The sequence below is a fragment of the Methanosarcina sp. Kolksee genome, assembly GCF_000969945.1.
Classification (GTDB): Archaea; Halobacteriota; Methanosarcinia; order Methanosarcinales; family Methanosarcinaceae; genus Methanosarcina; species Methanosarcina vacuolata.
This window is the reverse complement of sequence record NZ_CP009524.1, coordinates 642,626-655,106: the sequence shown is the minus strand read 5'-3', so window position 1 is coordinate 655,106 and position 12,481 is coordinate 642,626. Positions and strand designations below refer to the sequence as shown.

Sequence of the window (12,481 nt, the reverse complement as noted above, 5' to 3'; positions counted from 1 at the left end):
TTTAGCATCGTATCACCTTTGGGTTGGATTTGGAATTTGCGTAAACTCAAAAAACTATAAGATAGTTATATTTCTCCAACAGTTGATACGATTGTTAAAATAAGGCATGTTACTAGGAATACGTTTCCTATCTGTCTTTTTAGCATTGTATCGCCTGGGTCGGACTTTAAATTTGAGTAAACTCAAAAATCCAGGATAATCGCATACTCTTTCCCAGATATTTCTCAAAATTCCATATTACGTACTCGTAATGTTTTTCCGAACTATCTAATTAGACCGAGTCCATATCAAGTATCTAATTATGCCGGGTCTATACGGTAATTCAAAGATTCTAATTACGTCTGCGTAATATTTTTGAATCTATCCATTCAGTTCTCTGCGATTTATGTGGGGCGGACACGTTGCACACAGAGTCTCACTCTCCAATCACATAATAGGGATCAGTCATCGGAGGTGGGGCCGAATGTTAGAAGTTTTTGCTTCTATCACTCAAAACCTGTTGCTGACCACAGGATGTTATTCTTTCTGGTCAATAATTCCTGTTTTACTAATATGTCTAGCCAGGTCAACTCTTCTGAAAGGTTTTCCCTTTCTGTCCTTTAATTGCTGAGTTGACATCTAGGTTTATACAGGTTATATTATAAAATATTTTTGTATTTTTTTCAAAAAATTTTAGAAAATAGTTAATAACATATTAATGTTAATAATACAAGTAAGTTTACAGAATCAATCACAGGAGAACGTTAGTAAGTTGACGCTTATATCCCTGAGCTAAAGACTAAGGGATTTTACGCTTCGTCATATATGAACGGCTCTTCACTACTTCGAGTGGATAACTTTCATTTAGCTTCTAAATGTTAAAGTAGCATATATCAGATATGAAAACAGTTATTGTTGAAAATAACATTCAAGCTTGATTTTTTCAGATTTGACCTTAATGCTTTCTAACTAAACAATTATTTTCAACCCATAAAAAACAGCGAAGAGCCATAATTCAAATAATAAGAGCTTAGATCTTTTCATATTCTTTCACAAGGAGAAGATTGTAAATGCGGAATTATAGAAAATTGCTTCTATTTCTATTAATCATACCCTTAGCTGCAATAGTGGGTTATTATTTGCTAATACTTCTTCTCGGTGGTCCGGCAGTGGATAATTTTTTTGAGTTAAAAAACCACGATGTCGGGACCCATGAAGTATCGGTTGAAATACTCAATTCTCATAATGAATCCGTATTTAAGGAATCATATAAGCTCCGTCCGGACGAATCAGTCTCAATGACAAAGCCGTTTAATCTCAAAAACTCTTTTGAATCGAAAGAATATATTTTTAAGATTATATTAGATAACGGAATTGCAGAGGAAAAAACTTCAATATATCTGAACCGCTGGAGTACAGCTACTATGGATATTTATTGGGATAACGAGACTCCGATAATGATAAGGGAAGTTATGGTTTAAGAGGACAATTTTGAAGAGGACAATTCCCTATTTTTCAATAAGCTCGCCATAATGTGGATTTTCATTCATTCAGTCATTCATTCAGTCATTCATTCAGTCATTCATTCATTTATTACTTAATTAATTATATTATATTAATTTTTAAATATTTTATTTGATTATAAATTGTCAAGTAACCTGGATATAACAAAAATCCCTGACATTTTATCAATTTCTTTTTGCAATTTTTTATTTGAGATGGCAGAATATTAATATTACTTTACTAATATGACTTTTCAAATCTTAAATCCAGATCTTTCAAATCTTAACCGGAGAAAATTCAGGTAATCGGAGAAATTCCCGGTAAAATAATCTGGACTTTATTCGGTCTTCAAACCAGGATTTTAACTTTCTAATTATCGTTAATTTGTAAATCTCATTAAACTTTGAATGCTATTAATGAAAACAGCTAATTTATGATCGCCATGACAAATGCACCAAGACTTATCGCATGGGAACTGACTGCAGGGTGCAACCTGAACTGCGTACACTGCAGGGGATCTTCCACTTCCTCGGTTCCGACGGGTGAACTTACAACTGAGGAGGCTAAACACTTCATAGATGAAGTTGTAGGGCTTGGAAAACCCATTCTCATTCTGAGCGGAGGCGAGCCTCTGACCAGGCCCGACGTTTTTGAAATTGCACGTTACGGCACTGATGCCGGGCTCCGAGTCGTACTTGCAACAAACGGGACTCTTCTTACGCCTGAAATTGTTGAGAAATTAAGAGCTGCCGGAGTGCAGAGGCTCAGCATTAGTATTGACGGAGCAACTGCAGAAATGCATGACAATTTCAGGGGCATGCCCGGGGCTTTTGAAAGAACGCTTGCAGGCATTGAAGTTCTCAGGAAAGCCGATTTTCCTTTCCAGATCAATACTACGGTTTCAAAACGCAACCTTGAAGAAATCCATAAGACTTTTGAGCTTGCAAAAGAGCTTGGTGCAGTTGCATATCATGTCTTTTTCCTTGTACCTACAGGCAGGGGAGAAGAATCCGATGAGGTATCCCCTGCAGATTACGAGCGCATTCTACACTGGTTTTATGAGATGCAAAAAGAATCGAAAATCCAGTTGAAAGCAACCTGCGCTCCCCACTATTTCAGGATAATGCGCCAGCAGGCAAAAAAAGAAGGCATTGAAATTTCGGTTAAAACCCACGGATATGAAGCAATGACAAAGGGCTGCCTCGGAGGTACAGGCTTCTGTTTTGTATCAAGTGTCGGGCAGGTCTATCCCTGCGGCTACCTTCCAGTTCTTGCCGGAAACATAAGGGAAGAACCTTTCAGGGATATCTGGGAGAACTCTGAGGTATTCAGGAAACTGAGAGACCCCGAAGAGCTTAAAGGAAAGTGCGGGATATGTGAATACAAAAAAGTCTGTGCAGGCTGCAGGGCAAGAGCCTATGCTGCTACAGGCGACTATCTCGAAGAAGAGCCTTACTGCATATACAGACCCCGAAAAAATAGTAGTGATCAGGATGATTGACATTGATAATTTAAAAGATCAGCTCAAGAAAGAGGCTGCCGATTTTTCCTGTGATATGGACCCTAATGACAGGGAAGTTCCGGTAATAGAACTAGATGAGACCGACAAGAAAATCCTCAACCTTATCCAGCAGGAAGTCCCCCTCGAAGTTGAACCTTTTGCAAAGTTAGGCGAGATTCTCGGGCTTTCCGAAACCGAGGTAATTGAAAGGCTGCGAGAACTTAACAAGAAAGGGGCGGTAAGAAGGGTAGGTCCTGTCCTTAGCATGAGAAATATGGGAGGCGTAAGTACTCTTGTAGCTCTGAAAGTGCCTGAGTCCCGCATAGAAGAAGTTGCTATTTTTATTAACGAGTATTCCGAGGTTTCCCATAATTATCTCAGAAGTGCTTCACAATATAATCTCTGGTTTACACTTTCTGCTCCAAATAAAAACAGGCTTGAGAGGATTCTCAGCGAAATCCGAGAGAATACAGGCTGTCCTCTTCTTGATCTTCCTACAAAGCACCTGTTTAAGATTCAGGTAAAATTTGATATCAGGTGAAATAAATGGATAAAACGGATGTAAAACTGCTAAAACTTGTGCAGGACGGAATTCCAATCACACATTCTCCTTTCAAAGGATTTGCTTCTGAACTTGGAATCAGTGAACAGGAAGTTGTTGACAGGCTTAAAAACCTCCAGAAAGCCGGGAAAATCCGTCGCTTTGCGGCTTCAATAGGGCACAGAGCCATAGGCATAACAGCCAATGCAATGTGTGTCTGGAATGTTCCTGATGAGCAGATAGAAACGGTAGGGAATATCATGGCTGAATTTCCCGAAGTGACTCACTGCTATGAACGCCCCCGCTATCCTGACTGGCCGTACAATCTGTTTACTATGGTTCACTCTTACACTCCAGAAGACTGTGAAAAAGTAGCTGTAAGGATATCGGAAGCTACCGGAATTAATGATTATACCCTCTTTTTCAGTGAAAGAGAATTCAAAAAAACCGGGGTCAGACTGTAAAATTCCTATATTAATAAGTCCCGATATTAAGATTTTTATTGCGAGGTTCCTGGCTATGGCTGAAACAAATAATTTTCTACCGCTTATGCTTGACCTGTCTGGCAGGAAAATCGTTATCTTTGGGGGAGGCTCGGTTGGGGAACGCAAAGCCAAACTCTTTTCCGGCTGTGCAGATACACTTGTTGCCAGCCTTGAATTCTCCCAGGACCTGCAGGAGCTCGGAGCTTCAGGCCAGGTAAGGCTTGTTCGGCTCGACTTACTTAAGGCTTCGGATTCTGAGCTCAGGGAACTAATTTCAGGAGCTTTTCTTGTCATCCCTGCAACAAGTAATTTTGAACTTAACCAGAAAATCACTGTTATCGCACGGGAGAGCGATATTTTGATTAATCAGGTAGACACTTTAGGTAGTGTCGTAATCCCGTCAGTGATTAAAAGAGGAGACCTCGTAATCGGGATTTCCACTCTCGGGCACAGTCCTGCGGTCTCAAAATATACTCGCAGGCAGATCGAAGGCCTGGTTACTCCCGAATATTCCGATATGATCCGGCTTCAGGATGAGCTCAGGAGTTACCTCAAGAAGCATGTGGCAGAACAGAGGCAGAGAAAAGCAATTATCTGGAAAGTCCTGGAAAGCGAGGCTGTCTGGGATGGATTTTCCGAGTCTTATGAAAAAGCAGCTGAAAGGGCTTACGCGATAATTTCAAGTTACCTGGCAAATTCCGACAGATAATCCTGAAAGAAATCGAAGATGCTGGAAGGAAACTATAAACGTTAAGAACCTTCAAAGTACACCCTTAATTAAGTACTCTCAAAATCTCAGTAATCTAAAAATCTCAGTAATCTAAAAGTCTCAGTAATCTAAAAGTCTCAGTAATCTAAAAGTCTCAGTAATCTAAAAGTCTCAGTAATCTAAAAGTCTCAGTAATCTAAAAGTCTCAGTAATCTAAAAGTCTCAGTAATCTAAAAGTCTCAGTAATCTAAAAGTCTCAGTAATCTCAAAATTTTAATGTTCCATGAATCTCAAGACGACCTGAATCAAAATATTCTGCAAATGGAAGCTTTAAATAAAAATAATCTGTAAATAAAATTCGTTTGTGAAAAAAGGCTTAGGAGTTATGACAAAGTTTAATTTACAGCTCCTTATATTATTACTCTATTCCTGATTCATTCTATCCGGAGGCTCTCTGTGACAGAAATCTCAAGTATGGTTATATCCCATAAGAAAGCAAAAATTGAGGAAATGGAGTCCGCCTGGCACGGAGATCTGGACGGTCTGCTCCATAATTTGTATAATCATGAATATGTTCATGAGTGCGTTGTCCTGAAAACCTGCAACCGTGTTGAAATTTATGTTGTTTCCCCCAGCAGCAGTATACTTTTCTCTTTTGCAAAGGAAATGGGAGCTTCCACCCATATTATTGATTTCTATGGGCATGACGAATCTCTTGAACACCTGCTCAGGCTTGCCGGCGGGCTTGAATCTATGATTGTTGGGGAAGACCAGATTTTAGGGCAAATAAAGGAACTCTACGCTTATTCCAAAAAAGCGGGAACTACCGGAAAAATCCTTGACACTGCCTTTGATAAAGCTATTCAGGTAGGAAAACGTATCCGTAACGAAACCCGGATCAATAAAGGTTCGGTATCCATAGGTTCTGCGGCTGTGGACCTTGCAGAGGAAATTCTGGACGGGCTCACAGGAAAATCCGTGCTTGTGATAGGGGCAGGGGAAATAGGAGTTCTTGTAGCAAAAGCCCTGGCTGAAAAGGATATCGAGGCAATCTACATCGCTAACCGTACCTTCAAGAAAGCTGAAGAACTTGCCTATGAACTGGGAGGATACGCAGTCAAGCTCAATGATGTCCAGTCTCAACTTAAAAGTGCTGATGTTGTAATTAGTGGTACAGGTGCTCCTCATTACATTTTAACCCGTGAAATAGTTGAAAAAGCCATAAAAGACCGGGATAAAAACCGTAAACTCCTCTTAATTGATATAGCAAATCCCAGGGATATCGAGGAATCGGCTGCTGAACTCGATAACGTGGAACTGTGCAATATTGACAATCTCAGGGTGATCAGTGAGAGAACGCTTAAAATGAGGAAAGAGGAAGCTAAAAAAGCCGAAGATATAATTCAGGAAGAGATCAAGCTTTTAAACCTCCAATATAAACGCCAGAGAGCCGATAAGATTATATCTGAACTTTATAAGCAAGTGTATGATGTGAGAATGCGGGAAAGGGAAAAAGCAGTTAACAGGCTCTGTGCTTACCATACTATAGGAAAAATCGAAACCGAGGTGCTTGATGACCTTACCCATTCCATCGCAAACAAAATTCTTGCCGAGCCCACCAAAGTTCTCCGCCAGGCCGCAGAGCTCGGAAACGACGAGTTCCTTGACGTAGTTGCAAGGGTCTTCTGCCTCGAAAAAGACAAGGTCAAGGTAAAAGCGGAAAAAATGAAACCAGATTGCGGGATAAAGGTGGAAAATATGAAACCCGATTGCGAGAGTGCGAGAGATCGGGTTTCTGAAAAAAGTAACTAATAAAAAAGAATCAGAAACTACACAAAATTCGTAGATAAGATAATTCGCAGATAATTTGCAGATAATTCACAGATAATTTGCAGATAATTTGCAGATAATTCACAGATAATTCATAGATAATTCATAGATAATTCATAGATAATTCGCAGAGAAGTGATCAAATGTTTCCAGATGTCAGGTTAAGACGATTGAGAAGAGGAAAGATCAGGAACCTTGTGCGTGAAACTACTTTATCCGTAGACGACCTGGTCCAGCCCATTTTTGTGAATGAAACTATTGATTCTGCTGTTGAAATCCCATCCATGCCCGGAATATATAATATTCCTCTCTCTGAGGTTGTTAATGAGGCAAAAGAGATTGCAGAACTCGGGATTCCGGCAGTGATTATTTTTGGAGTGCCTGCATTTAAAGACGCGGAAGGCAGTTCTGCATATGGGGAAATCGATGTCGTCCAGGAGGCTGTCAGGAGAATTAAGGCCGAGCTTGGAGACGAACTTGTTGTGATCACGGACGTCTGTATGTGTGAATACACAAGCCATGGGCACTGCGGAATCGTTGATTTCGAAACAAAAGAAATCCTGAATGATCCCACCCTTGAGGTCATCGGAAAGATTGCAGTGAGCCATGCAAAGGCAGGTGCTGATATGGTGGCTCCGTCGTGTATGATGGATGGGATGGTAGAAGCTATCAGACACGCGCTTGACATGAACGGATTTGAGAATATTCCGATAATGTCCTATGCCGCAAAATATCATTCGTGTTTCTATGGGCCTTTCAGAGAAGCCGCTGAGTCAGGATATTCCTTCGGAGACCGTTCTACCTATCAAATGGACCCTGCAAACGGCAATGAAGCTATCAGGGAAGTAACTCTTGATGTAGCTGAAGGCGCAGATATAATAATTGTAAAGCCAGCTCTTCCTTACCTTGATATTGTCTACAGGGTCAAGACGGACTATGGGATGCCAACGGCTGCATACAACGTAAGCGGAGAATATTCCATGATCAAAGCCGCCGCAGCTAATGGCTGGCTTGACGAAAAGAAAGCAATTTACGAATCCCTCATTTCCATCAAAAGGGCAGGAGCAGATATTATCATTACCTACTTTGCAAAAGATGCTGCCCGCATGTTGAAGTAAGCACCTCTTTTTCAGGTGCTTTTTCTTTTCAGATTTATTTCGTTTTTCTCCCTTTCCCGCCTTTCCTGCCTTCAAAACTATTGCTGATTCCGTTTACACACCCATCAAGTTCATTAATAACTGCTTAATAGAGAGAGTCTCTGTTATAAGATAGAAAAGTAATACAGTAAGGTGTAAAAAGCCTTAACTTTAAAGTGCAGATTAATATATAAAATCAGTATAATATTTATAAATTTAGTTCAACATAATTTAGTTCAACATAATTTAGTTCAACATAATTTAGTTCAACATGATTCGGTTCAGTGTAAAACATAATTCGGTTCAGTATAAATTCAATTCTATGTGCAAGTTAAGTTCAATTCAGAGCTTAACTTAAAATCCAGAACTTAACTTAAAATCCAGAACTTAACTTAAAATCCAGAACTTAACTTAAAATCCAGAACTTAACTTAAAATCCAGAACTTAACTTAAAATCCAGAACTTAACTTAAAATCCAGAACTTAACTTAAAATCCAGAACTTAACTTAAAATCCAGAACTTAACTTAAAATCCAGAACTTAACTTAAAATCCAGAACTTAACTTAAATTTACGAATAACTGTTATAGATTTTCAGTCCAATCCGGTGAGATTTCCATGATATCTGAGGTAACACTTGAGAAGTCCAGGCAGATGTATGAGAAAGCAAAGACCCTTATTCCTGGTGGAGTAAGCAGTCCTGTACGCGCAATAAAGCCATATCCATTCTATACGGCGTCAGCCAATGGCTCAAAGATAAGAGATCTTGACGGGAACGAATACATTGATTACTGTCTGGCTTACGGCCCTGCTCTCCTTGGGCACAATCACCCTGTGATAAAAGAAGCTATTAAAGCCCAGCTCGACAAAGGTTGGCTCTACGGGACCCCTACCGAGCTTGAAGTAAACCTTGCCGAGAAAGTTGCAGGATATTATCCCAGTATCGATATGCTCCGCTTCGTATCCACAGGCACGGAAGCCACAATGAGTGCTCTTCGACTCGCCCGCGGCTTTACGGGCAGAAACAAATTCATCAAAATTGAAGGCGGATTTCATGGGGCTCATGATGCGGTGCTGGTAAAAGCAGGTTCAGGAGCGACAACTCTCGGAGAGCCCGATTCCCTGGGGATACCTGCAGATTTCACAAAATATACCCTGCAAGCTCCCTATAATGATATAGAAGCAATGACAGAGCTTGTAGAGAAAAACCGAGATGAGCTGGCCGCAGTTATCATAGAGCCCGTGCTCGGAAACATAGGCCCGATAACTCCCCTGCCCGGATACCTGGAAGAACTCAGGAAGCTTACCCTGGAAAACGACGTGCTTCTCATATTCGATGAGGTTATCACTGGATTCAGGCTCGCAATGGGAGGGGCACAGGAATACTTCGGGATCGTGCCTGATATGACCACCCTTGGAAAGATCGTGGGTGGAGGGCTGCCTATAGGTGTTTTTGGAGGAAAGAGTGAAATCATGGAAATGATCTCACCATCCGGCCCGGTATACCAGGCAGGGACTTTCAGCGGAAGTCCGTGTTCCATGGCTGCGGGAATTGCAGTGCTTGACTATATGGAGCAGGAAAAGATCCACGAAAAAGTTAATTCGAAAGGCGATTACATACGGGCTGTACTTACAGAAATTGTTGAGGACGAAGGGCTTGATTACAGCGTATGCGGAATTGCTTCAATGTTCAAGATTTTCTTTGGAGCCGAACCTCACAACTATCAGGAAGCTCTGAAGTGCGATAAGGAGGGTTACCTTGCTTTCTTCCACAGGATGCTTGCAAGCGGAATTTTCCTCCCTCCCTCGCAGTTTGAAACCAACTTCGTCTCCGCAGCCCATAGCGAAGAGGACATCGAAAAAACCCTTAAAGCATACACCGAAAATCTTTAAGCGGATTTATTTTGAACGGATTTACATCTTTGAAAACGAGGATTCTATATGATTATAGGTACGCGGGGCAGCCAGCTTGCACTTGCTCAGGCCGAGACTGTTGCACGCCTTTTGAAAGCACAGGGCGTTGAAACCAGCTTAAAAATTATAAAAACCAGCGGAGACCGGTTTACTGACCGGCCTCTACACGCCGTATCAAGCGGAGTTGGAGCTTTTGTAAGGGAACTGGACGAAGTTATGCTTGAAGGAGAAATAGATATAGCTGTCCATTCCATGAAGGATATGCCAACGATTCGCCCATCAACACTTCCAACAGTAGCCGTTCTGAAGCGGGACACCCCATTTGATCTCCTGCTGACTTATGACGGAACCTCCCTGGACGAGCTGCCCGAACAGTCTATTATAGGTACCAGTTCCCTGAGGAGGGCCGCCCAGATCAAACGCTATAGGCCTGACCTTGTTACACAGGATTTAAGGGGCAATATCGATACAAGGCTGAGGAAGCTGAAAGAAGGAAAATATGACGGGATCCTGCTCGCTAAAGCGGGGCTTGAACGCATGGGCTGGGAGCTTGAAGGGGAAATTCTTTCTCCTGATTTCTTCTGTCCCTCTCCCAATCAGGGTACGATTGCAGTTGTCACAAGAGCAGACACTGAAGCGGAGGCTGCGGTTTCCAGACTCGACCATACTGACAGCAGGATTGCCACCGAAATTGAGCGCATCCTGATTTCCGAACTTGGGGGAGGCTGTACCACGCCTATAGGTTCTTATGCAGAAATTACGCCTGACCGAAAAGAAATCCATGTGTGGGCTGAGGTCCTTTCCCTTAGCGGTGAGGAAACTGTCGGTATAAATGAATTTATCCCTATGGCAGGAGGCATTGAAAAAGCCAGAGAACTCGGAAGCAGTCTTGTACATATGGGCGGAAAGAAACTTGCTGAAGAGGCTCTCCTGCAGCTTTCGAGGGATTCGTGCGACTCGGATGATTTATACGAATAATAACTAAATGATAACACGACTGATAACGCAAATGAAATGCAAATGAAATGCAAATGAAATGCAAATGAAATGCAAATGAAATGCAAATGAAATGCAAATGAAATGCAAATGAAAATGATATTCTAACAGGGCAGAAAGGAAACAGCTATGTATACTCTTACCGGACTTAAACTGAAGAACCCAACCATTCTTGCAGCCGGGATACTTGGCACAACCGGAGCATCACTGTGCAGGGTTGCACATGAAGGAGGGGCTGGAGCCGTTGTGACTAAATCCATAGGCCCTATGCCTAAAACCGGGCATTCCAACCCGAGCATGGTCAAACTTGACTGCGGATTTTTGAATGCTATGGGACTTCCGAATCCTTCCTATCCCAGCTTTTTCCAGGAACTCGAAATTGCAAAAAAGGATGCAGGAGTCCCAGTAATCGCAAGCATCTTCGGCGGAAACCCGGCCGAATTCAAGGAAGTTGCCGAGGGCCTGCTCCCTGCGAAACCCGATGCTTTCGAGCTAAATGTGAGCTGTCCCCATGCAGAAGGGTACGGAGCAGCAGTTGGCTCTAACCCCTGCCTTGTGGAAGCAATTACAGCCGCAGTAAAAGACATAGTAAATGTGCCTGTGTGGGTTAAGCTTACTCCTAATGTTTCTGATATTACGTGCATAGGAAATGCAGCAGAAGCAGGGGGAGCAGATGCAGTTGTTGCAATTAATACCTTAAAAGGGATGGCTATAGATATAGAGTCCGGATATCCTGTCCTGGGGAACCGTTCAGGTGGGCTTTCAGGAAAAGCAGTCAAACCCGTAGCTATCAAATGCGTTTATGACCTGTATACTGCCCTGGAGATCCCTGTAATAGGGGTAGGAGGTGTATCTTCCTGGCAGGATGCGGTAGAAATGATGATGGCAGGGGCTGCGGCTGTCCAGGTAGGATCGGCTGTATATGACAGGCTTGACATCTTCTCAGAAATCAGTACAGGTATTGAAGCTTTCCTGCAAAGGAAAGGCTATTCGGACGTGAAAAAATTAATAGGGCTTGCTCATGAGATGGTCTGATGCTTCCTCTTAATGCTACAATATTAAAGATAGATGAAGAGTCTCCTTCAATCAGGACTTTCTTCTTTGATTTCCAGTTTGAGACCATGAATCCCGGCCAGTTTGTAATGGTCTGGGTCAGGGGCGTGGACGAGGTTCCTATGGGCCTATCGAGTAAGAATTCCATAACTGTCCAGAAAGTGGGAGAGGCAACTTCAAAGCTTTTTGAGCTGAAAGAAGGAGATTCTTTCGGGCTCAGAGGTCCTTATGGAAAGGGCTTTTCCCTGCCTTCGGAGGGAGAAAAAACTCTGGTTATTGCAGGCGGGGTTGGAGCTGCTCCCCTTGTTCCTTATGCCGAAGCAGCGCGGAGTGCAGGCTCGGAAGTTCATACAGTGCTTGGAGCGCGGAGTGCAGGTGACCTTCTTTTTGAGAAACGCTTTGCAGAAGCAGGGGAAGTCTACATTTCTACGGATGACGGCTCAAAAGGGACAAAGGGCTTTGTGACCGATGTGCTCAACAGCCTCAACCTTTCGGTTTATGACAAAATTGCGGTCTGCGGGCCGGAAATAATGATGGCTTCGGTTTTCAGGCTCCTGGAGGACAGAGAGGTTCTTGATAAGTCCGAATTCAGCCTTCACCGCTATTTCAAATGTGGTATAGGAGTCTGCGGGGCATGCTGTATAGACAAGTCAGGACTCAGGGTTTGCAGGGACGGGCCTGTGTTTTCAGGTGTGCAGCTCATGGATTCCGAACTGGGAAAATATACGCGGGATGCCAGTGGGCGAAGAGTTAAAATTTAAGTTTGAATATATCCTTTTAAAAAAAATGAAGGAAAGCGGGCGAAAACATCCCAAAAAGCAGGAGAAGACCGAGAC

General features: G+C 42.4%; 11 protein-coding genes. All 11 read left to right on the top strand.

The annotated features are described in order from the left end of the window. Positions 1-1,148: 1,148 nt before the first annotated feature. The 11 genes from MSKOL_RS02885 (at position 1,149) to MSKOL_RS02835 (ending at position 12,406) form a co-directional block, all read left to right on the top strand. A complete protein-coding gene (locus MSKOL_RS02885; RefSeq protein WP_231592389.1) occupies positions 1,149-1,460 on the top strand; it encodes a hypothetical protein in 312 nt (103 codons plus the stop codon). Between the two features lie 455 nt (positions 1,461-1,915). After that, on the top strand, positions 1,916-2,983 hold the full coding sequence (gene ahbD, locus MSKOL_RS02880; RefSeq protein ID WP_048153570.1) for a heme b synthase: 1,068 nt from the start codon (positions 1,916-1,918) through the stop codon (positions 2,981-2,983). Next, the gene (gene ahbA, locus MSKOL_RS02875) at positions 2,976-3,524 is read left to right on the top strand and encodes a siroheme decarboxylase subunit alpha (RefSeq protein WP_048158111.1); all 549 of its coding nucleotides are present in this window, start codon (positions 2,976-2,978) and stop codon (positions 3,522-3,524) included. The genes ahbD and ahbA overlap by 8 nt, the downstream gene beginning before the upstream one ends. 5 nt (positions 3,525-3,529) lie before the next feature. Continuing rightward, complete coding sequence (gene ahbB, locus MSKOL_RS02870) at positions 3,530-3,988, top strand: siroheme decarboxylase subunit beta (RefSeq protein ID WP_048117874.1); 459 nt, start codon at positions 3,530-3,532, stop codon at positions 3,986-3,988. Between the two features lie 55 nt (positions 3,989-4,043). Further along, complete coding sequence (locus MSKOL_RS02865; protein WP_048158110.1) at positions 4,044-4,718, top strand: bifunctional precorrin-2 dehydrogenase/sirohydrochlorin ferrochelatase; 675 nt, start codon at positions 4,044-4,046, stop codon at positions 4,716-4,718. A 456-nt stretch (positions 4,719-5,174) separates the two neighbouring features. After that, positions 5,175-6,530, top strand: a complete 1,356-nt coding sequence (hemA, locus tag MSKOL_RS02860) for a glutamyl-tRNA reductase (RefSeq protein ID WP_048153568.1) — start codon at positions 5,175-5,177, stop codon at positions 6,528-6,530. A gap of 161 nt (positions 6,531-6,691) precedes the next feature. Continuing rightward, complete coding sequence (gene hemB / locus MSKOL_RS02855) at positions 6,692-7,666, top strand: porphobilinogen synthase (RefSeq protein WP_048153566.1); 975 nt, start codon at positions 6,692-6,694, stop codon at positions 7,664-7,666. Between the two features lie 634 nt (positions 7,667-8,300). Next, a complete protein-coding gene (hemL, locus tag MSKOL_RS02850; protein WP_048153564.1) occupies positions 8,301-9,575 on the top strand; it encodes a glutamate-1-semialdehyde 2,1-aminomutase in 1,275 nt (424 codons plus the stop codon). Positions 9,576-9,623: 48 nt separating this feature from the next. Further along, on the top strand, positions 9,624-10,574 hold the full coding sequence (gene hemC, locus MSKOL_RS02845; protein ID WP_048153562.1) for a hydroxymethylbilane synthase: 951 nt from the start codon (positions 9,624-9,626) through the stop codon (positions 10,572-10,574). Between the two features lie 147 nt (positions 10,575-10,721). Then, entirely contained in the window at positions 10,722-11,627 is a 906-nt protein-coding gene (locus MSKOL_RS02840) for a dihydroorotate dehydrogenase (protein WP_048153560.1), read from the top strand. After that, a complete protein-coding gene (locus tag MSKOL_RS02835; RefSeq protein ID WP_048153558.1) occupies positions 11,627-12,406 on the top strand; it encodes a dihydroorotate dehydrogenase electron transfer subunit in 780 nt (259 codons plus the stop codon). The genes MSKOL_RS02840 and MSKOL_RS02835 overlap by 1 nt, the downstream gene beginning before the upstream one ends. Positions 12,407-12,481 lie beyond the last annotated feature (75 nt).

Excerpts from the sequence above, each read along its gene's own strand:
- MSKOL_RS02835 (WP_048153558.1), top strand. The coding sequence starts at position 11,627 with ATGCTTCCTCTTAATGCTACAATATTAAAGATAGATGAAGAGTCTCCT.
- hemB (WP_048153566.1), top strand. The coding sequence starts at position 6,692 with ATGTTTCCAGATGTCAGGTTAAGACGATTGAGAAGAGGAAAGATCAGG.
- hemL (WP_048153564.1), top strand. The coding sequence starts at position 8,301 with ATGATATCTGAGGTAACACTTGAGAAGTCCAGGCAGATGTATGAGAAA.
- ahbB (WP_048117874.1), top strand. The coding sequence starts at position 3,530 with ATGGATAAAACGGATGTAAAACTGCTAAAACTTGTGCAGGACGGAATT.
- MSKOL_RS02865 (WP_048158110.1), top strand. The coding sequence starts at position 4,044 with ATGGCTGAAACAAATAATTTTCTACCGCTTATGCTTGACCTGTCTGGC.
- hemC (WP_048153562.1), top strand. The coding sequence starts at position 9,624 with ATGATTATAGGTACGCGGGGCAGCCAGCTTGCACTTGCTCAGGCCGAG.
- MSKOL_RS02840 (WP_048153560.1), top strand. The coding sequence starts at position 10,722 with ATGTATACTCTTACCGGACTTAAACTGAAGAACCCAACCATTCTTGCA.
- ahbD (WP_048153570.1), top strand. The coding sequence starts at position 1,916 with ATGATCGCCATGACAAATGCACCAAGACTTATCGCATGGGAACTGACT.
- ahbA (WP_048158111.1), top strand. The coding sequence starts at position 2,976 with ATGATTGACATTGATAATTTAAAAGATCAGCTCAAGAAAGAGGCTGCC.